Here is a 21,801-nt window from a genome sequence, read left to right on the forward strand (position 1 = left end):
TATTTGTTCGCGCCAACATTTATGATGAAAGAAAATACTGAAAGAATATAAGAGGGGCATAGAAATATGAGTGATCTTTTTGCTGATCGTCTTCCGCCTCAGAATATTGAAGCAGAGCAAGCGCTATTAGGGGCCATTTTCTTAGAGCCTTCTTCTTTAACCTTAGCATCTGAAATGCTAATACCTGAAGATTTTTACCGGGCATCGCACCAGAAAATCTTTACATGTATGCTGAAACTTTCTGACCAAGGTGAACCGGTTGATTTGGTAACGGTAACGTCTGAATTAGCTGACCAAAAAATCCTAGAAGAAGTTGGCGGCGTATCGTATTTAAGTGATTTAGCTAACTCTGTTCCAACGGCTGCAAACGTAGAGTATTACGGTAAAATCGTAGAAGAAAAGTCGATTTTACGCCGTTTAATTCGTACTGCAACGCATATTGCTTCAGAAGGATATGCAAGGGAAGACGAAGTGGAAGTTTTATTAAATGAAGCGGAAAAAAACATTCTAGAAGTAGCACAGCGTAAAAACAGCGGTGTGTTTCAAAATATCAAAGATGTACTTGTACAAACGTACGATGATATCGAAGTTCTTCACAATCGAAAAGGTGACATTACAGGTATCCCAACCGGGTTTAGTGATTTAGATAGAATGACAGCAGGGTTCCAGCGAAATGATTTAATCATTGTAGCGGCCCGACCATCGGTAGGTAAAACGGCTTTTGCCTTAAATATTGCGCAAAACGTTGCAACGAAAACGGATGAGAACGTAGCCATCTTCAGTTTAGAGATGGGTGCTCAGCAGCTTGTTATGAGGATGCTGTGTGCCGAAGGAAATATTGATGCACAAAGGCTGCGTACAGGTTCGCTTACAGCTGATGACTGGGGAAAGCTCACGATGGCAATGGGATCTTTGTCCAATGCAGGGATTTATATTGATGATACACCGGGTATTCGTGTAGGTGAAATCCGTTCTAAGTGCCGTCGCTTGAAACAAGAAGGCGGGCTTGGGATGATTTTAATTGACTACTTACAGCTCATTCAAGGAAATGGACGAAGCGGAGAAAACCGACAGCAGGAAGTATCTGAAATTTCGCGTGCGTTAAAATCTTTAGCTCGTGAATTAGAAGTTCCTGTTATCGCCTTATCACAGCTTTCCCGTGGAGTAGAGCAAAGACAAGATAAGCGGCCAATGATGTCTGATATCCGTGAATCCGGAAGTATTGAGCAGGATGCCGATATCGTAGCTTTCTTATATCGTGAAGACTATTATGAAAAAGATACAGAAAATCAAAATATTATCGAGATTATTATAGCCAAGCAGCGTAACGGTCCAGTTGGAACCGTACAGCTTGCCTTTGTAAAAGAGTACAATAAATTCGTTAATCTCGAGCGGCGCTTTGATGACGCAGGAGTGCCGCCTGGTGCATAAAACCTCTCAATATGAGAGGTTTTATTTTATTGTTATCGCATTCGTTCCGCAAAATACGATATATTTGTAATAACTTTTGTTAAATCGTTCGGATTTAATTGACTTTAGTGTGATAAATTGATACACTTATCCATGGTTAAATTATGTCGTAGTGAGCTGTTGCTTACTAAGCGGAGGTGCTTAAGATATGTCTTCAGTCGTTGTAGTAGGAACACAATGGGGAGATGAAGGAAAAGGGAAGATTACAGACTTCCTATCAGAAAATGCAGAAGTGATTGCACGTTACCAAGGTGGGAACAATGCAGGTCACACAATTAAGTTTAATGGTGAAACTTATAAGTTACATTTAATTCCTTCAGGTATTTTTTATAATGACAAAACGTGTGTAATTGGAAACGGTATGGTTGTCGATCCAAAAGCGCTTGTTCAAGAATTAAAATACTTACATGATCGCGGTGTAACAACAGAAAACTTACGTATTAGTAACCGAGCTCATGTGATTCTTCCATATCATTTAAAATTAGATGAAGTTGAAGAAGAACGTAAAGGTGAAAATAAGATTGGTACAACGAAAAAAGGTATTGGACCAGCTTATATGGATAAAGCAGCACGTGTTGGTATTCGAATTGCCGATTTACTAGACCGTGAAGTATTTGAAGCAAAATTAACACAAAACTTAGCTGAAAAGAACCGCCTTCTTGAAAAAATGTATGAAGTAGAAGGCTTTACATTAGAAGAAATTTTAGATGAGTACTATGAGTATGGTCAACAAGTTGCAAAATATGTTGTTGATACATCAGTAGTATTAAATGATGCGTTAGACGAAGGACGTCGTGTACTATTTGAAGGCGCACAAGGTGTTATGTTAGATATCGACCAAGGAACATATCCATTTGTTACATCTTCAAACCCAGTAGCGGGTGGAGTAACAATTGGTTCTGGTGTAGGTCCATCTAAAATCAAACACGTTGTAGGTGTATCAAAAGCGTATACAACTCGTGTTGGTGACGGTCCTTTCCCAACTGAATTAACAAACGAAATCGGTGATCAAATCCGTGAAGTAGGACGTGAATATGGTACAACAACTGGTCGTCCTCGCCGTGTAGGTTGGTTCGACAGTGTAGTTGTACGTCATGCTCGTCGCGTTAGCGGAATCACAGATTTATCTTTAAACTCAATTGATGTATTAACGGGAATTGAGACATTAAAGATTTGCGTAGCTTACCGTTATAAAGGGGAAGTTATGGAAGAATTCCCTGCTAGCTTAAAAACACTTGCAGAATGCGAACCTGTATATGAAGAGCTTCCAGGTTGGACAGAAGATATTACGGGTGTGAAAACATTAGATGAGTTACCTGATAACGCTCGCCACTACTTAGAGCGCGTGTCTCAATTAACAGGTATTCCTTTATCTATTTTCTCTGTAGGTCCAGATCGTACACAAACAAATGTATTACGTGGTGTATATAGCTAAATAAAAAAGGTTAGCTCCTCGTGAGCTAACCTTTTTTATTTATAATTGGTGCTTTGTTAACAAGGTTTTTTAAAAAAGCTCAATAATAAAAAGAAAGTTTTAAAAAAACTATTGCATTCATATGAAATATCATGTTATTATAATAAGCGTCGCTAAGAGATATAACATGAGCCATTAGCTCAGTTGGTAGAGCATCTGACTTTTAATCAGAGGGTCGAAGGTTCGAGTCCTTCATGGCTCATTTTAATAAGCGGAAGTAGTTCAGTGGTAGAACACCACCTTGCCAAGGTGGGGGTCGCGAGTTCGAACCTCGTCTTCCGCTTCTTTTCAAAAGCAGTTTGCATGTGCAAACTGCTTTTTTTGTTGTAGAAATAAAGAGTTTTATGATGCTGTTTTTAATCAGAAGTATTTTATTAAAGCAGTACTGCTTATACGTGTTGTTTTCGTGAATATACACATAATATCGGGGTTACATTAAAAGCTAATGAACGATACGTGAAGACATCTAATATGGTTTTTAAGATAGGGGAGAGTCCTATGGAATCTAGTTGGTTTTCAATTATACCGTTTTTAATTGTTATTCCCATAGCTATTTTCACCAAACAAGTGCTGCCAGGGTTGTTTTTAGGCTTATTAGTAGGCGCTTATTTGATTGATCATTCGATTATTGGAGGTGTTGAAAAGCTACTTCACTACGTTGTACAAGCTCTTAGAAATAAAAGTAATATAGAAATCGTCGTCTTTTTATACGCGTTTTCAGGGCTCATCGGAATGATTAAGATGGCTGGAGGAGTTAAAGGTTTTGTGGAAACAGCTGCTGAAAGAATTGATACAAGAAAAAAAGCCCTTATTTTAACCTATGTTTCAACCATTGGAACATTCAGTGCTCCGACATTTCGTTTCGTGACGATCGCGCCCATCATGAGAGCATTACTGAAGAAGGTGAAAATGACGACAGCAGAGCTAGGGTTCGTTATTGAAACAACTGCTACTCCTGTTATCGTCTTAATTCCTGTGGCGACGGCATTTGTAGGATATATGGTATCCATCATTCAAATGGCGATTGATCATCAAGGCATAAAACAAGACGCTTATTCTTTGTTTATTCAAAGCATTCCTTATAATTTTTTTTCGATTGTGATTATTTTAGTAGGGATTTATTTAAGCTTTTTTCATCATTCAACATCTACGGCTCCTATGAAGCTTGAGGAAGAAGAAGAAAAAGATTGGCATGATTGTCATCCTTGCGTATCGAGGGATTTGCCTTCTAAGCCTTGGAATTTGTTAGTGCCTTTACTTGTCGTGATTTCACTCACCTTACTTTTAACATGGTGGAGTGGACATCATAAGAGTCACACCTTTTTTGAAGCATTTATTAAAGCAGACGTGCTAGAAGCGATGGTAGTAGCTTTAATTATGACTACGTTAATTACCCTCATTTTTTTCTTGTTTCAGCGCTTTACATTACAGAATTTGCTTAATGGTTTTATCACAGGAGGCAATGACTTAATGTCCGTTATTCTGCTGTTATCGGTAGTATGGGGATTATCCGCTGTTACAGAAGACTTGGGTTTTTCCAATTTCGTGACGGCACATTCTAAGTGGATTCCTCAAATGTTTGTCACTCCTTTTATGTTTGTGTTTGGAGCTGCTATTTCTTACTTTATCGGGTCTGCTTGGGGGACGTGGGGAATTTTAATGCCGCTTGGCGTATCGCTTGCAAGTTCTGCAGATCTTTCTTTGCCGTTGATTATCGGTGCCGTATTTGCAAGCGGTTCATTTGGAGCGTTTTCTTCGCCTTTAAGCGACGATACGAATACCATCGCCAAAATATTAGATTTATCTGTTATTGAATATGCCAAGTATAAATTAAAGCCCGCTCTAATTGCAGCGGGAATAACAGTTGCTTTTTATCTTGTGGTATCTTTCTTGTTTTGAATGAGGGAAATAGCCATCTAGTATCAACTTTTCATTTTTTTCAGCTTAAAGTATGCATACAGCCCTAATGATAGGCACACTAGCATGATACAAGTAAGCGGAAATAAGATGGTATTAATAAAATGATCATAAAACCATATATACACGAACATCACCTCGATAATTTTAACGCTATTTTTTCTATTTATTAGAGATATACTATCTGTGCTGCTTCTTCCTATTTTTCAAAAAGGCGATAATCAAAAGCAGTATAGGTACGATAGCAAAAAGAGGCATATGTAAAAGAAATCTCGCTACGTGTAGCCCTTCATAAAGATGTTCTTGAAAATTACTAGCGATTGTAATCGACAAAAACAACACAATGATGCCTAAAGGATACACTAGACGGGAAGGAGATTTAATTTTAAATAAAGTAGCTGTACCTATGATAGAGGCATAAAACAAGATGCTAACTTTAAAATAAATCCCAATAACCATAGCAAACATAAAAAATACATCGAGACGCTCTAAAAAATCAGCTACTTGAATCGTTTGAACAGTACTAAGAAGAGGGAACTGTGATCTTGTCGTCAAATCAACCCCAAGCACGCTAATGTTAATGATCATCGTAATAATTAAATTAATTCCGCTTAATCCCGTTGCGCATAGCATGGTGACACTTGCTTTTTTGGGGTTGCTTAAATAAGGAAGAAGCATGGTAAATACAATAGCTTCTGTGAAAGGGAAATACAGCGTTTCAGTTAAAGCAACTTTGGCCACAGGAAGTATTCCTTCTTTTAATACCGGCTGTAAGTTCTTAAAATCAATTAATCCCGAGCTAATAATCAAGATGAAGCCTGCAACAGCTAGAAAATACATGAAAATAAACAGAAGCTCTCCTGATCTGGCTATCGCTTCAATACCTTTTCGAGTTATATAGATAATGACCAGCATCAACAAGGCATTAGCAATAAATAAAGGCGTATCGGGATAGGCAAAAGTAAGAAGCATCTCTCCGAAATCTCTTAGAACTCGTGATGCATCGTATAAAAAATAGACAATATATATGAATGCAAGAAGTGTTCCAAGTGCCTTCCCTAAAATTTTCTGCATATATTCTGTAGGCAGGAGGTCCGGATAGTAGGAATAGAGCTTATGATAGACTAAGAAGAAAAAAAAGCTGCACAGCATTCCAATTAAAATAGCTAGCCATGCATCTTGCTTCGCTCGCATTGCAAGAGGAACTAATAAAGCACTTCCCAGCTCGAATAAAACCATGAGAATAAATAATTGAGTGGCGCTAATTTTTGCTTTTTCCATATAGCCAGAACCTCCTGACCTCAGTTTTGTTTTTCTTTTAGGCTAGAGAGAAATGATTTATTGCGCAGACCTGTTCGGCGAATGTAAGCTTCTACCGTAACGTCTACATTTAATTTTGGAAAATAAACGTCATCCCATTCTGATTTGAGTTTTTCCCATTGATTAGGCCGCGTGCGTTCCAGCGCTTCTCCAAACCCGAAGATGTCAACTTTGTCTGTCTGAGCTTGTTTAATAGCTGTTTGTAATTCTTTTTTTATTTCTTTACCTGCTGCTTTTTCCATTTTTTTGATGACAGCAGGTTGACGTGTATCAACAGGGACCTCCACTTCTCCAAGATCGCCTTCTACGCGAGTGTGAACGGACACATAAGGTTTTCCTTTTATCATTTTTACAGATACATCCGTTTTTTGACGAACTGTTTGATAGGCAAGCGCTTCTTTTTTTCCTTTCCAATCTACATTAATATCGGTTCCTTGTATTTTATCAAGAATCCAAACGCTGCCTCTAGCTGGACTATTGTACAACCAGTCGATTAACTTTCCATTTTTAAAAACAGCAATGCCAGAAGCACGAAGGGTAGCTTCTGGTGCGCTTTGCTGGAGGTTATCTAATTTTTCTGCTTGTTGTGGATTTCCAACTAAACGAAAACCCGAGACTAGTGCTTCTCCTCCTGGAGATTCGAGAGATCTCATCACTTCTTGAAAGGAAACCTTTAGGTTTTCTCCCCATTTTCTTTGAGTGAACTCCAGCGTTTTCATAATTTTGTTTGCTGGAATTTTATCGACAGGCGTTAGTGCTTTTACCAAATCAGCAGCACTTGACTGGTTTGCGATTACTAAGGAAGTCGTAATTCGAAATTCAGGATCGCGATCAATAGAATCAATAAGAATGTTAATTCCTTCTTCACGCGCTAGTTTTTCTCCGATCACGATTAAGTTTGTATGGGCATAATAAAGTCTTCGGGAAATTCTAGCCGAAGCGCGTCTGCTTGCTTCAACTAAATTATCACCGGAAGCAGCATAGATCGTAACAGGCGGACTTTGGGTGCCGCCGCCCCCCTGTAAGCCAGCTACGTTTCCTGGGTTAATAATTTGAAAGGTAAGCTCATACCGCCCATCTTTCGTTTTGTCAATGCCCATTGCCGATACAAACGCAAGATCCGTTAACTCTTTTTTACTCCAGCAGCTAGTAAGCAATACCATCATTATGGTCATTACCAGTAAAAATAAACTTTTACGTTTCATTTTGATCATCTTCTTCCATTTCCTGGTTAACCATACCTCTTGAAGAAGGAGGCTCAGGCTTTTGATGTTTGCTTTGACGAACTTTGTTATCACTAATTAATTTAGGTCTTCTTCTCATCGTCCACCAAGGTAACCGCAGCAAGGTATCTTCATTGCTTGCAGGAATAAAGGGTGCTAATGGCGTCATGTAGGGAACACCAAATGAACGTAAGCTGCACAGATGTCCAACCCCCATTAAAAGAATAAGGATAATGCCATAGAAACCGAATGTAGCCGCTCCTAGTATAAATAAAAAACGAATTAATCGCGCTGAAATAGCCATATCGAAAGACGGCGTTGCAAAGCTAGCAATAGCTGTAATCGATACGATAATAACCATAGCTGGTGAGACGATCCCCGCTTGAACCGCTGCTTGCCCAATAACAAGAGCTCCGACGATCGATACGGCAGAGCCGATAGCTTTTGGTAAACGAATCCCTGCTTCACGCAAAATTTCAAAGGTGACTTCCATAAAAAAAGCTTCCACAAACGCGGGAAATGGAACGGATTCTCGCTGTGCCGCAAGAGCTACAATAAGCGTCGTGGGTACCATCTCTTGATGAAATGTCGTAACCGCCACATACGTAGCAGGAGCGATAAGTGAAATCATAAACATAAACACCCGCAAAAGACGAATGGACGTCGCAATATCAAAGCGTGCGTAGTAATCTTCAGCCGATTGGAAAAATTGAATGAACAACCCTGGAGCAATAAGTACAAAAGGAGTTCCATCCACAAAAATAGCAATTCTTCCTTCCAAAAGGTTACCTGCCACCACGTCAGGTCTTTCTGTATTATAAATAGTTGGAAAAGGAGTGACCGTTTGATCTTCAATTAGCTGCTCAACATAACCTGATTCCAAAATACTATCAATATCAATGTTTTTTAATCGCTTTCGAATTTCTTTTACAACTTTATCGTTTGCGATGCCATGAATATACATAAGAGTGACATCCGTTTTAGTTACCCGGCCAATCTTCATCGACTCTAGCCATAAGTCAGGTGTTTTAATAATTCGGCGCACCATGGCTAAGTTTGTGCCAATAGACTCAGTAAAGGCACCTTTTGGTCCCCGCACTACCATTTGGGTAGTAGATTCTGCAATGGCACGCTTTTCACCGCCTTGTGTACTCACGCTGAGTACGCGGTTTATGCCGTCGACAATAAGAAGGCTGTCTCCTGACATCAAAGAAGAAAGTAAATCATTCCAGTTGTCTGCAAACGATACGTTGCCGATTGTTACGATGTCTTCGGAAATTAACTCTAATGCGTTTTGATCGTTTAGGTCATTTTTTTGATTATCTTTCATAAGAGACTGCAGTAAGTAATCTTGAATAGCCTGATTATCTACAATCCCTTCTATGTAGACGATAGCAGCAGCCAAGCTGTTATTGACGCCTATTTTAAAATGACGAATCACAATATCTGAGCTGTTTCCAGTTTTCTCTTTAATGAGGGTAAGGTTCTCAGACAGCAGATTCTTAAGAGAAGAAGCTGTTTGTTCGCTACTTGTTTGATCTGACTGAGGTGGAAGTTTATTTTTAGATTGTTGATTTTTAAAGAACGAAGGCATAAATGAAAACACCCTTACTATAGTTTTTATTAATTTGACCAAAAATCGTATAATTATGTAATTTTTAACAAAATATCTTTTGCATGACGGTAAATGAAAATGACGACCCTATGAGGTAAGTAATGTTTAGGTGAGGAGGGAAAATGATGAAAATTATTGGGGTTAGCCTGCTGCTATTTGGATCTGTGATCGCTCTTTCTGTAGGAATTGATCTTTTTCAAGGAACGAACGTACTGCAGGCACTATACAATGCTTTAAGCCCGTTTCGTGTAATGGAAGTGGCCGAATTATTTGTCCTTTTTTCTTTTTTGTTTTTCTTTTTCGCAGAGTCACTTTATCTTGTTTTAAAGAAGCGTCAGCAAAAGCAATAGTAACTTGGTGCAAAGAGGTTTTTATATCTTCACTATCGAAACAAGCGTATAGAAAGATAGCTTTGAGATAGGGGAGAACCACATGAACATTGAGACTGACAGATTACTAATACGCAAATTTAAATATGAAGATTGGCAAGATGTCTACGCATATACATCTGATGCTAATGTCATGAAGTACATACCAGAAGGTATGTTTAGTAAGGATGATGCGAAGAAATTTGTAAATGAAAATATAAAAGAAAATGCTAAAAATTTTCCAGTTGTATTAAAAAACGAAAAAATTCTAATTGGTCATATCGTCTTTTTAAACTATTTTGGGGACCATACTTATGAAATTGGCTGGGTATTTAATTCTCTCTATCATCAGAAAGGATATGCTTCAGAAGCGGCAAAAGCAATAGTGGACTATAGCTTTAACACAATGAAACTGCATCGGATTATTGCTACTTGTCAACCTGAGAATACGTCTTCTTATCGTGTTATGGAGAAGGTCGGGATGAGAAGAGAAGGGTATTTTAAAAAATGTATTCCAACTGAAAAAGGATGGTGGGATGAATATTATTACGCAATTTTAAAGGAAGAGTGGAAATGAGCTTTACTTTTACGGAATTACATTTTCTGAGCTGTAAAGACGAAAACAAGCCCAATTTTTAAAAAATGAGCAGAACAGCAAACCAAAACGTCTAGGCAGACATACAATAAGCTATCCATGAGAAACACCCCATGTTTGAACCTTCTTTGTTTTAGCAACAGAAAATTACGTTGAAAGGGAGTGCTTGTATGTCTAATGCTGGATGTGGATTTGGTTCTGGTTTCGCTTTATTAGTTGTATTATTTATTCTATTAGTAATTATCGGATGTAGTTGTTATAGCGGTGGTTATGGTGGCGGCTACGGCTGCTAATTATATCACTGAATAGCCTAAAGAAATTTCTTTAGGCTTTTTTGTGTTTTAAAAGTCCGTTAGTTTCTAAGAAAATTATTTACTCATTAGCGGCTATGATGAACGATTGAACAATTAAAAGACCCTATCACGAGCGATATCTGCTATACTTTTAATATTGATAATAACGCTTACATTTAAGGGGCAGCTAACAAAAAAGAGAGGGCATAAGGTGAACTTTCCTATTTCAAAAAGTATTACAACTAAATATCTTCTTTTATTTACGGTTATTTTAATTGTACCGGGCATCATCATTTATTACATCATTACGGGCTATGCAAGCAAAATTATTAAAGAAGATGTAAAGGTTCAAAACATTGCAAGTAAAGATATTATAGCTAAAAGGCTGAATTCAGAAATTGAGCATGTGGCTTCACAGCTGCAGCTTATTGCAGGAGAGGGGCTAGAGTCAGATCTTAACATAAATCGAATGTATAACCGAGCTAAACAAGCAAATTCACAAAGTTCAGTTATTCATTCGATTTACTATATCAATGAACAAGAACGCGTAAAGTTTGAAACGCCTTTTGCTTCAAGTCAAAACAATTTAATTTATCATCACGCTAATTTTACCCAGGTGTATTGGACACATACGTACGCTTTATCCGATCTTATTCAAAATTATCGTCATCAAAAAGTAGTAACCATTTCTGTACCCGTTCTTACTAATGAGAAAGAATTTAAAGGAATTATCGTTGCAGAACTAAGCCGGGACTATTTATCAGAGGTGTTAAAAAGCGTCAGCCTGTCACGAGGACACTTCGGTTTTTTAACGGATCGCAAAGGAAATGTCATCGCATCTACAAGCGATAAGCAGCTTAACAAGAAGTTTTCAGTAGACAAAATACCAAACGTTTCTGGCTATACTCAAATAAATCATAATGGACAAGAGAGTTTAGCAGCTTATCAAACGAACCAAGAAGGCTGGAACTTGGTTTACGGTGTACCGACTAACGTAGCCTTTTCTCCTTTACATAAATTATCTCTTTTACTGCGCGTTAGTTTTATTAGTATATTGCTGCTTGCTTTATTTTTTATATGGTTAGGCATCAAAAATATTTTACAGCCAATCGTCAAGCTTACAAGCTATGCAAAAACGTACCGGAATTCTCAAACGTTCGTGCCATTAAATAAAGAAACGCCGGCAAGGAATGATGAGCTGAGTATATTGACACGTACAATTATTGAAATGGGAAACAGCAATTATGAAAAACAAAAAATGCTTGAGCAAAGTGAGAGATACCTTCACGATGTATTAGAAGGAATTCCTTATGGAATTATTACAATTGACCCAAGGAGTAAAATTACATACGTGAATCAGCAGTTTGAAAGAATGGTTGCTTTTCAGCGCCAGGACATGATTGGTGTTAACTTAAAAGATTTACCAATAAAATCTGAAAGCGTAGATTTTATTTTGCTTCACACATTGGCATCTGGGAAAGACATGGAAGAGGTAGAAAGCTATATTCTCGATTCAGACGGCAGAAAAAGAATTGTTAAAGTTACGACATCTACTTTTTATACCGACACAAGTGAAGTGATGGGGATTATCGCCGTCATGCAAGATATTACCGAAATAAAGCAGTTACAGCTAAGACTGCAGCAAAGTGATAAACTAGCGTCTATTGGACAAATTACGGCAGGAATTGCCCACGAAATAAAGAATCCTCTAGCCATTTTATCAGGATCAGCTGAACTTTTGCTAGATGAAGCGGAAGAAAGCTTCTGCTCAGAAGAAGTAAAAGAGCTTGCTGCGGACGTATTCATCGTTGTAAACCGTCTCAAAGAGATCACAAATAATTTTCTTAATTTTGCAAACATGAGTCAAAAGGAAAAGAAAGAAGTGTCACTTGTACAAGTGTTAGAAGAAGTGTTTCATTTACTGCGTTTAAAGTGTAATGAAGCAAACATTAGCATTGTAAAAGACTTTGAAGAAAAATGTTTGATTACAGGGGTCTATGATCAATTGATTCAAGTATTTTTAAACATTGTCTTAAACGCAATGGAAGCAATGGATGAGGGCGGGTATATTATCGCTTCCATTCAAACTATGAATATGAACGAAGAATATGTGGTTGTTCGTATAGAAGATACTGGTTCAGGCATTAACAAGCAGGACTTAGAGTGGCTGTTTAATCCCTTTTACTCTACAAAAGAAACAGGTTCAGGACTAGGGTTAACGATTGCAAGAGATATTGTAAAAGAACATGGAGGAGAATTATTTATTGAAAGTATAGAAGGCAAAGGGACAACCATTACATGCCGTTTTCCCAAACAGAAAATTACACAAGGAGGCTAAAAACATGGAGAATAAGTGCAGTGTGTTAATGATTGATGATGAGCAGAACCTTTGTAAGCTGGTAGCCAAAAAGCTTCAGAAATCTGGTTTTTATACGCACGCGGCATATACTGGAGAAAAAGGAATCCAAATGGCTAAAACGCTGGATGTAGATGTCGTGATACTAGATTATATGCTTCCGGATATGACGGGGATCGATGTATTAAAGAAGTTAAAAGAGGTAACGCAATCAAAAGTAATCATGCTTACTGCATACGGGAATGTTGAGAGCGCTGTCCAATCTATGAAAATAGGGGCTGCTGATTATTTGAATAAGCCTATTGAACTTGAAGAACTAAAAAATATTATTGCTTCGCTATGTACGGGCAAGCAATCGGATGCGGTGATGGAAAAAGATAAAGACAAAGACTTTATTTCAAAAAGCCCAGCAATGAACAAGTTAGTTGAAATGGTGGAGTACGTAAAAGATACAGACGCCAGCATTTTAATTCTAGGTGAAAGCGGAGTAGGTAAAACCGCGATGGCTAAATGGATACACGAGCAGAGTCATCGGAAAAATAATCCTTTTGTCGCTATCAACTGCGCAGCCATACCGGAAGCCCTTCTTGAAAGTGAGCTGTTTGGCTATAGAAAAGGAGCTTTTACAGGGGCTTCTTCTTCTCAAAAAGGTAAGTTTTCTGCTGCGGATGGCGGTACCATCTTTTTAGACGAAATTGGAGAAATTTCGTTAAGCATGCAGGCAAAGCTATTGCATGTGATCGAGGAAAAAAAAGTAATGCAGCTCGGAAGCAACGAGTATGAATCCTTGGACGTCCGAATTATTTCAGCTACAAATAAACCGCTTCAACAATTAGTAGAACAAAAGAAATTTCGGGAAGATTTATACTATCGATTAAATTTAATGGAGGTCACCATTCCTCCTCTAAGGCACCGAAAAGAAGACATTGAACCGCTCATTCATCATCACATTATAAAGTTAAATACAAAATACAATAAGACGCTTGCTGTTTCAAACGCGGCACTTCAACAGCTAATTTCTTATGATTGGCCGGGAAATATTCGTGAGCTGTTAAACGCGATTGAAAGAGTTCATATTTTAAAACGGCACGGGACAATTGAGCTCTCCGATTTAACGTATCTTTTTAATAAGCAAGAGTCTCATTCATATAGGAATCAGCCGATAAAAGCAAAACAAACAAATTTATCACATGCATTAGGTGAAGTAGAAGAAGAAATGATTAAAAACGCTCTTGAAGAAATGAAAGGCAATCAAACGAAAGCAGCTCAAAAACTAGGAATTGCTCGCCATACGTTAATTTATAAAATGAAAAAAATGGGTCTTAAATTTTAGAAAAAGGATATGAAAGAAATGACCTATCGTAAAATATTCAGCTTACTAGTACTGTGTTTTACAGTGATGGGAGCATGTCAGCAGCCCAGTACTGCCCCTCTTAGAGAAGAAAAGAAGCCTCTCGATTCTGTTAGTATTACAGTTGGGTCGAAATCCATGACCGAGCAATATCTACTAATGAAAATGACCGCGCTTCTATTAAAAGAACAAGGAGCTACTGTGAATGAAAGACGCTTTTTAGATAGCGATTCTATTCGAAAAGCAAGCTTGGCGGGCTATGTTGATATGTACTGGGAATATACGAGTACGGCAAGAATTGTGCATCAAAACCAAGAGCCGGTCTATAATGAAAAAAAGTTGTATCAGCTGGTGAAAGAAATGGATGAGAAAAAACACTTAACGTGGCTGCATCCTAGCCATTTTAACAGCAGCTGGGGGGTTTTAGTTAACCGTTCTTTTGCAAAGCAGCATCATTTAAACTCTGTTTCTGACTTGATTTCCTACATAAAAAAGCAAAATAAAAAAGTGAAAATAGCTACAAACAATGAATTTCTAAAAAGAAAAGACGGCTTGATGCAATTAGCTAATAACTATGAGTTGAAGTCCCTTTCAACTGAAATCATTGGAATCGATTCAGAAATTATTCCTTTAGCAGTGAAAGAAGGCAGAGTAGACGTAGGGATTGGAATGATATCTGATAGTCGAATTCAAGCATACGGCCTTGTATTACTAAAGGAAGATCAATCTCTTTTTCCGCCTTATTATGCGGCTCCCGTAGTAAAACAATCGTTAGCAAGCCGTTATCCGTCTGTCGTTTCCACTTTAAATGAACTATCAAGTAAACTAACGAATAAAAAGATGGTAGAACTGAATTATCAAGTTGATATTTTACACAAAGACGTATCAGATGTTGCCTATAAATTTTTACTAGAAAATCACTTGCTTACTCCTTGATAGATACAAAACATTAAAAGCTGCACATTGTGCAGCTTTTTTTATTGTAGAGTGTAGAAAATTTCTACAGTGAATTGTGTGAATTTTCTACAATTTATATTTTGTTTTCTATTAAGTAGTGATTACATCAGTCATTTGAACTTGGCATGCATCTTGCAATAGATATAAGTGAAAGTAAAAATGCTGAAACGTAAGGAGATTAGTATTCAATGAAAATTACGGGAATAGAGATCAAACATTATTTACTGCCTTTAAATCCGCCTTTTAAAGCAGCTTGGGACCCTGAGCCCCGCAAAAAGTTTGCTTCTACCGTTGTCTATGTACATACGGATGAAGGAATAACGGGAGTCGGGTCAGGGGATTTAATGATGGGGCTTGAAGGACATGAACATTTGTTTATCGGTCAAGATCCTTTTGCCATTGAACGACATGCACAAGTGATTCAAAATATAGATTTTCACTATGGCAGATGCTGGCCGCTTGATTTAGCTCTATGGGATTTGATGGGGAAAGCAACAAAACAGCCCGTCTATAAATTGCTTGGAGCCCGATCTAACAAGCTTCTCGCTTATGCTTCAACGGGAGAAATCGTGACTCCTGAAGAACGTGCGGAACGTGCGATTCGATTTGTAGAGCAAGGATTCAAAGCTATGAAAATTCGTTTCCATCACAAAGATGTAAAAGAAGATATTCAAGTAGTGGAAGCGGTCAGAAAAGCCGTTGGTGACAAGCTAGAGATTATGGTTGACGCAAATCAAGGATGGAAAATGCCGTGGGACGTTGAACGGACGTGGGACTTAAAAATGGCCTATCAAGTAGCTAAAGAACTTGAAGAACTGAAAGTGTTTTGGCTTGAAGAACCTCTGCCTTCTCATCAGTTTGAACTGATGGCAAAGCTTCGGGATCGAGTAGGTATTCGAATCGCAGGGGGAGAGATGAACCGTCATATGCATGACTTTAGAGAGTTAAACAAAATAAATGCATTAGACGTTTATCAGCCGGATGTAGCCTTGTCAGGAGGAATTACGCAAACGAAAAAAGTTGCGGATCTTGTTCAAGGAAGCGGCGCTTGGTTCAGCCCGCATACATGGACAAACGGCATTGGTTTACTGGCAAATTTACATTTAGCAGCGGCAGTCAGTCACTGTCCATATTTGGAATTTCCTTACGATCCTCCAGCATGGTCTAACGAACGAAGAGATTATATCCAGCAAAACCCGCTTATGATTGACAAAGATGGTTATTTAGTAGCGCCAGAAAAGCCGGGTTTAGGCATCGATCTTGATGAAGAAGCTTTAAAACAGTACGAAATTAATCATTTCTACGTAGGTGAAAAAAATACAGTTTCTATTTAACTGATATAAAGGGTGAACACAAAGTGAAGAAATACAGTGCTTATATAAATGGAGAATTTGTTCAAGGCAGCAATCAAATAGATGTTACGTACCCAGGAACGGGTGAAGTCGTAGCCCAAGTCTCTTCCTGCAGTACAGAAGAAACAGAGCACGCTGTTTATTGCGCTAAACAAGCTTTTAAAGAGTGGAAGCTCCGTCCTTCATATGACCGGGCTGAACAAATTAAAAAATTTTTAATGAACATGAAAACAGAAGAACATATTGAACACATCGGCACAGCCATTACACAGGAAATGGGAAAACCCTTAAATGCAGCGAAATCAGAGGTGTTTTACGGAGCGGAGCTTGGCGAGTACCAAACTCAGTGGGCAAGACGCATTGAAGGTCACGTAGTAGACAGCGATAACGTAAAGGAGAAGATTATTTCTTATAAAGAGCCTCTTGGCGTAGTCGTGGTAATTGTACCTTGGAATTTTCCGATTTATGTGCTGATGAGAAAAATCGTACCGGCGCTTGTCGCAGGTAATACGGTTGTGGTCAAGCCAAGCGTAAAATCTTCTTTATCTGCTTTAGCATTAGCGGAGTGCATTCATCAATCCGGCTTTCCAAAAGGTGTTATTAATATTGTGACAGGTATGGATGACATTGTGGGAGAAACGTTAACCTCATTTCCTGATGTAAACATGGTGACATTTACCGGAAGTACTAAAGTAGGAAAAGGTATTATGGAAAAATGTTCTCGTCATATGATTCGTACATCACTTGAATTAGGCGGAAAAGCACCTGCTATTGTAATGGAAGATGCGGATATTGATTTAGCGGTTGAAGCAATCAAGGGAGGCAGGTTAGCTAACTCCGGTCAAGTCTGCAATAACACTGAGCGTGTGTACGTTCATAAAAGTGTAAAAGAAGCGTTTACTGCTAAACTATTGAAAGCGTTTCAAAATGTAGAAGTAAAAGATGGTTTGGCTAATCCAGATGCAGAAATGAGCTGTCTCATTAACAAATCTGAAGCGAACCGCGTTCATCAAATGGTACTTGAGGCCGTAGAAGAAGGAGCCGCTGTATTATGCGGAGGCTATTTGCTAGAGGAATTAGGAGGAAGCTTTTATCCACCAACGCTATTAGATCAGTGTACGCAACAAATGAATATCGTGCAAAAAGAAGTGTTTGGGCCCGTTCTTCCCATTATTTCGTTTGAATCACTTGAAGAAGCAATTAATCTAGCGAACGATTCTGAATACGGATTAACCGCTAATGTATATACATCCAGCTACCGTTATGTGATGGAGCTAACAACGCAGCTAGAATGCGGTGAAGTGTACGTGAACCGACAGCAGGGCGAAGCATATCAAGGCTATCACTCCGGCTGGAAGCAATCGGGAATCGGCGGAGACGATGGCAAGCATGGATTTGAAGAGTTTTTACAGGTAAAAACAGTTTATATGAAATTTTAACTTTAAAAAGCAGGTGAGCACAGGTGGAGAAAAAACGTGTGGAGGAAGATAGTTTTGGAAAAGTTGAGCTCCCAGCAGAGGTCTTGTATGGCATTCACACGGCCAGGACACTTGAGAATTTATCATTTTCTAATAAAAGATTGCATGAATATCCGGACTACGTGCATGCACTGTTAATCGTAAAAAAAGCCGCTGCCTTAACAAACGTAGAAGCTGGAGTAATTCCAAAAGAAATGGGAGACTCCATATCAAATGCATGTGACCAATTGCAAAGCACCGCTTATCAACATCATTTTTTGATTGATGTGCTGCACGGCGGAGGCGGTATCGGGACGAATATGAATGTGAATGAAGTAATAGCAGGCTTGATAAACCAGCAGTGCCCACATCATCTTCCTATTCATCCTATCGAACATGTAAATGCATCTCAATCAACTTCTGATGTGTGTCATACCGCTATCCGAATTGCGATTATTAAAAGCTATCATTATTTAGAAAAAGAAATGGAGCATCTCCATTCTATTCTTCAAAAAAAGATGGAAGAGTTCCAGCCTGTGGTGACAATCGCAAGGACTTGCTTGCAAGATGCGATGAGTATTTCGCTTAGTGATATATTCAGCGGATATGAAGCGGTTCTTTCACGGCGTACGCGCTATTTAAAAAGAGCGGTAGAAGAACTGCACGCTGTTAATCTTGGAGGTACGGTTATTGGTTCTGGGATAGGAGCATCAGGGATATACCGAAGTAAAATCGTTCAGCAGCTGTCACGTCTATCTGGTATGCAGCTTTACCACCGCGCTAATTTATTTGATGCAGCACAGAATATTGATGATCTTGCTGATGTTTCGAACGAATTAAAGCAGCTGGCTACGTCTTTTATAAAGTTTGCTAAAGATTTAAGGCTGCTCTCTTCTGGACCAGAAGCTGGATTTGGCGAAATTCAATTACCATCTGTTCAAGCAGGCTCTTCATTTTTTCCGGGTAAAGTCAATCCGGTTGTACCTGAAACCTTAATTCAATGCTGTTTTCAAGTGCTAGGATGTGACAGAATCGTTCAAGCTGCTTTTGAACACGGAGAATTAAATTTAAATGTATTCGAAGGAGCCGCTGGAATTAATATTTTAGATAGCATTCAGTTTTTAACCAGCGCTGTAAGAAGTTTTTCGACGCTTTGCGTGCAGGATTTATCAGCCAATTCAGAGCGCTGTCAGCAGCTTTCTCAATCGCGTATTCCGTTGATTGTTGAAATGAAAGAAAAATATGGCTATAGCCGCGTTGCAGGTAGTTTAAAAGAAGCAGGCTATGAAGGGCTGAAAAAATGGAGGGAATGTGAATATGACAAAACTAAATGAAAAAACCTTATTTAAAGGAATGGAACAACCTGCATTATTATGGGCAAAAGAGTGGCTGAAAGAACCTAAAAAACTCTATATCAACGGGGGGTGGAAAGAAAGTTCAAGCGGTGAACTAATTGATTCTATTAACCCTGCAAACGGAGAAATTAATGGCCAAATTCAAAGTGCAGCAAAACAAGATATCGATGAAGCAGTAGCTTCAGCTAGACACGCGTTTGATCACGGTCCTTGGCCAAGCGTTACAAGAAAAGAACGCGCGCGAATTTTAAGGGAAATAAGCAGCTTAATTAAAAAACATCAAGCAGAGCTCGCCACATTGGAGTCTCTTGATAACGGCAAGCTTTATACAGAATCGTACAATGATGATGTACAAGAAGCATCGGATTTATTTGAGTATTACGCTGGCTGGACGGATAAATATTACGGTGAAAACAATCCGGTGGAAGGAGATTTTGTGAGTTATACAACGCGCGATCCGATCGGTGTATGCGGTCAAATTGTACCATTTAACTTTCCAATCGACATGGCCGCATGGAAACTAGCGCCGGCTCTAGCGATGGGCAACACCGTTATTTTAAAGCCGTCTAGCACCACATCTTTTTCTGCGATTCGTTTAGTGGAAATCATCGATGAAGCAAACATCTTACCGCCAGGTGTCTTAAATTTAATTTTAGGAAAAGGATCGATCGGTTCTCATATCAGCCGTCATATGGGAGTTGATAAAGTATCTTTTACTGGAAGCACAGGAGTAGGCAAACAGTTGGTTCATGATTCTGCGGACTCTAATTTGAAGCCTGTGACCCTAGAGCTTGGAGGGAAATCACCAAATATCATCTTTAGCGATGCACCCGATTTGGATGCTGCGATTGAACGTTCTTTTTACGGCTTGTTTACACATAAAGGAGAAAAATGCTCAGCGCCTACTCGCTTGTTAGTACAGCGTGACATTTACGAGCAGGTAGTTGATAAGTTAGCAGATTATGCAAATAGCTACAAGTGCGGCAGTCCTTTTGATCCTGATTCAGATCAAGGTGCCCAAGTCTCTGAATCTCATATGCAGTCAATCTTACACTATATCGAGAGCGGTATACGTGAAGGAGCTACGCTAGCAGCGGGCGGCGAGCGCGATATGAGTGGAGATAATGAGCACGGGTATTTTATCCGTCCCACTATTTTTGCAGATGTTGATAATAAGATGACCATTGCACAAGAAGAAATTTTTGGTCCTGTACTGTGTGTAATTCCGTTTGATACAGAAGATGAAGCGGTGCAAATTGCGAATGATACGATTTATGGTTTAGCAGCTGGACTCTGGACAAAAGATGTGTCAAGAGCCAATCGTATAGCCAAAAAGCTAGAAGCAGGTATGGTTTTTATCAATAAATACGGCTGCTATGATTTTGCCAGCCCATTTGGAGGATGGAAGCAAAGCGGATGGGGGAAAGAATATGCGATTCATTCTCTTCAATCTTACACAAAAATAAAAGCAATATGGATGGCCTATTAAATTAAAAAGCTGGAGGAAAGCATGATGAAAATGAAAGCAGCGGTCATGACGGGCGTTAATGCGCCCCTTGAAATTTTAGCGGTGGATTTAGCAGCACCAAAAGCTAATGAAGTACTTGTGAAAATAGAAGCAACGGGCGTGTGCCACAGTGATTTAAATGCTTTAGAAGACCCTTCGACACCAACGCCTACTATTTTAGGTCACGAAGGTGCAGGTATTGTAACCGCAGTCGGTTTAAACGTGAAAACGGTAAAAGTAGGAGATAAAGTAGCGCTTAGCTGGGTGCCTTACTGCGGCACGTGTGAGTTTTGTGTGACAGGAGCCGTACATCTGTGTGATTCGGCTTTTGGTCCGATGTTTAATGGAACGCTGTTAGACGGTACCTCTCGATTAAGTAAAGATGGAGAGCTGGTTTTTCATAACTCGCTGCTTTCCACTTTTGCTGAATATGCGGTGGTGCCGGAAATGTCTTGCATTAAACTTCCTGATGAGATGCCGATGGCTCAAGCCTCTTTAATTGGATGCGGTGTGGCGACTGGGTACGGAGCAGCTGTGAATGCCGCAAAAGTTACGCCGGGATCGACCGTAGCCGTCTTTGGTATCGGAGGGGTAGGGGTTAATGCTATTCAAGGGGCTCGGATTGCGGGAGCGAGCAAAATTATTGCATGCGATGTCAAACCGGCTAATTTGGAACTTGCTAAAACATTCGGAGCTACTCATACGATAAATGTAGCTTCAGAAGAAGCAAGCGAAGCTTTAAAAGCTTTAACAGGAGGACATGGCGTCCATTTCGCGATTGACTGCACCGGTCATACAAAAGCTACTGAATCTGCTTGGGAAGGAACGAGGAAAGGAGGAACGGTAGTTGTAGTAGGAGCTTTTAACCCATCTATGTCTATTAATTTACCAGGCGGAGGCTTTCATCGTGTCGGCAAAGTGTTAAAAGGAAGCTTTTACGGAGACACGCAGCCGTTTCGTGATTTTCCTAAAATTGCTCAGCTTTATTTAGACGGAAAATTTATGTTAGACGAACTGATTCTTGGACGCACGCAGCTTGACGATATTAACAAAGCTTTTCAATCATTTCATGATTGTAATTGTGTAAACGTAGGCCGGTCAGTGATTGAATTTCCATCGATTGTATCCCAAGCCTCGCTAGAAAACGGAGATGAATTTGACATTGTTTCATAATGTAAATGAGCTAAGAGA

The 21,801-nt window shown here is 39.1% G+C and carries 17 protein-coding genes and 2 tRNA genes; 16 read left to right on the forward strand and 3 right to left on the reverse strand.

Annotated features, from left to right (window positions below):
* Positions 1-66 precede the first annotated feature (66 nt).
* The 5 genes from dnaB (at position 67) to ACFX4W_RS11090 (ending at position 4,843) form a co-directional block, all read left to right on the forward strand.
* Positions 67-1,431, forward strand: coding sequence for a replicative DNA helicase (gene dnaB / locus ACFX4W_RS11070; protein WP_043977597.1), 1,365 nt, complete (start codon positions 67-69; stop codon positions 1,429-1,431).
* A gap of 187 nt (positions 1,432-1,618) precedes the next feature.
* Positions 1,619-2,905, forward strand: coding sequence for an adenylosuccinate synthase (locus ACFX4W_RS11075; RefSeq protein ID WP_013085553.1), 1,287 nt, complete (start codon positions 1,619-1,621; stop codon positions 2,903-2,905).
* A 168-nt stretch (positions 2,906-3,073) separates the two neighbouring features.
* Positions 3,074-3,146: transfer RNA gene (locus ACFX4W_RS11080), tRNA-Lys, on the forward strand.
* A 9-nt stretch (positions 3,147-3,155) separates the two neighbouring features.
* A tRNA-Gly gene (locus ACFX4W_RS11085) sits at positions 3,156-3,227 on the forward strand.
* Between the two features lie 215 nt (positions 3,228-3,442).
* A complete protein-coding gene (locus tag ACFX4W_RS11090; RefSeq protein WP_237074881.1) occupies positions 3,443-4,843 on the forward strand; it encodes a Na+/H+ antiporter NhaC family protein in 1,401 nt (466 codons plus the stop codon).
* A gap of 198 nt (positions 4,844-5,041) precedes the next feature.
* On the opposite strand, the gene ACFX4W_RS11095 is transcribed toward ACFX4W_RS11090, so the two are convergent.
* From ACFX4W_RS11095 to ACFX4W_RS11105, 3 genes are read right to left on the reverse strand one after another with little or no spacing between them, the layout of a single operon-like run.
* Positions 5,042-6,142 (reverse strand): GerAB/ArcD/ProY family transporter, encoded by a 1,101-nt coding sequence (locus ACFX4W_RS11095; protein ID WP_043982342.1) that lies wholly within the window; start codon positions 6,140-6,142, stop codon positions 5,042-5,044.
* A 20-nt stretch (positions 6,143-6,162) separates the two neighbouring features.
* On the reverse strand, positions 6,163-7,386 hold the full coding sequence (locus ACFX4W_RS11100) for a Ger(x)C family spore germination protein (protein ID WP_280559559.1): 1,224 nt from the start codon (positions 7,384-7,386) through the stop codon (positions 6,163-6,165).
* Entirely contained in the window at positions 7,376-8,998 is a 1,623-nt protein-coding gene (locus ACFX4W_RS11105) for a spore germination protein (RefSeq protein WP_280559560.1), read from the reverse strand. The genes ACFX4W_RS11100 and ACFX4W_RS11105 overlap by 11 nt, the downstream gene beginning before the upstream one ends.
* Positions 8,999-9,144: 146 nt before the next feature.
* Here ACFX4W_RS11105 and ACFX4W_RS11110 point away from each other — a divergent pair, with 146 nt between their 5' ends.
* The 11 genes from ACFX4W_RS11110 (at position 9,145) to ACFX4W_RS11160 (ending at position 21,783) form a co-directional block, all read left to right on the forward strand.
* Positions 9,145-9,369 (forward strand): YczF family membrane protein, encoded by a 225-nt coding sequence (locus ACFX4W_RS11110; protein WP_043982344.1) that lies wholly within the window; start codon positions 9,145-9,147, stop codon positions 9,367-9,369.
* A gap of 82 nt (positions 9,370-9,451) precedes the next feature.
* Positions 9,452-9,964 (forward strand): GNAT family N-acetyltransferase, encoded by a 513-nt coding sequence (locus ACFX4W_RS11115; RefSeq protein WP_162214197.1) that lies wholly within the window; start codon positions 9,452-9,454, stop codon positions 9,962-9,964.
* A gap of 188 nt (positions 9,965-10,152) precedes the next feature.
* A complete protein-coding gene (locus ACFX4W_RS11120; RefSeq protein WP_013056948.1) occupies positions 10,153-10,275 on the forward strand; it encodes a YjcZ family sporulation protein in 123 nt (40 codons plus the stop codon).
* 211 nt (positions 10,276-10,486) lie between these two features.
* Positions 10,487-12,613 (forward strand): sensor histidine kinase, encoded by a 2,127-nt coding sequence (locus ACFX4W_RS11125; RefSeq protein WP_377559378.1) that lies wholly within the window; start codon positions 10,487-10,489, stop codon positions 12,611-12,613.
* A 4-nt stretch (positions 12,614-12,617) separates the two neighbouring features.
* Positions 12,618-13,964 (forward strand): sigma-54-dependent transcriptional regulator, encoded by a 1,347-nt coding sequence (locus ACFX4W_RS11130; protein WP_165575159.1) that lies wholly within the window; start codon positions 12,618-12,620, stop codon positions 13,962-13,964.
* An 18-nt stretch (positions 13,965-13,982) separates the two neighbouring features.
* Positions 13,983-14,918 (forward strand): ABC transporter substrate-binding protein, encoded by a 936-nt coding sequence (locus tag ACFX4W_RS11135; protein WP_377559379.1) that lies wholly within the window; start codon positions 13,983-13,985, stop codon positions 14,916-14,918.
* Between the two features lie 209 nt (positions 14,919-15,127).
* Complete coding sequence (locus ACFX4W_RS11140) at positions 15,128-16,273, forward strand: mandelate racemase/muconate lactonizing enzyme family protein (RefSeq protein WP_318331295.1); 1,146 nt, start codon at positions 15,128-15,130, stop codon at positions 16,271-16,273.
* Between the two features lie 23 nt (positions 16,274-16,296).
* Entirely contained in the window at positions 16,297-17,730 is a 1,434-nt protein-coding gene (gene aldA / locus ACFX4W_RS11145) for an aldehyde dehydrogenase (protein WP_377559380.1), read from the forward strand.
* A 23-nt stretch (positions 17,731-17,753) separates the two neighbouring features.
* Entirely contained in the window at positions 17,754-19,082 is a 1,329-nt protein-coding gene (locus ACFX4W_RS11150) for a lyase family protein (protein WP_165575157.1), read from the forward strand.
* Positions 19,066-20,592, forward strand: coding sequence for an aldehyde dehydrogenase family protein (locus ACFX4W_RS11155; RefSeq protein WP_165575156.1), 1,527 nt, complete (start codon positions 19,066-19,068; stop codon positions 20,590-20,592). Before ACFX4W_RS11150 ends, ACFX4W_RS11155 begins: the two co-directional genes overlap by 17 nt.
* Positions 20,593-20,613: 21 nt before the next feature.
* Positions 20,614-21,783 (forward strand): Zn-dependent alcohol dehydrogenase, encoded by a 1,170-nt coding sequence (locus ACFX4W_RS11160; protein WP_255255707.1) that lies wholly within the window; start codon positions 20,614-20,616, stop codon positions 21,781-21,783.
* The last annotated feature ends 18 nt before the right edge of the window (positions 21,784-21,801 follow it).

It is taken from the genome of Priestia sp. YIM B13489, assembly GCF_042787645.1.
In the GTDB taxonomy this organism is placed as follows: Bacteria; Bacillota; Bacilli; order Bacillales; family Bacillaceae_H; genus Priestia; species Priestia megaterium.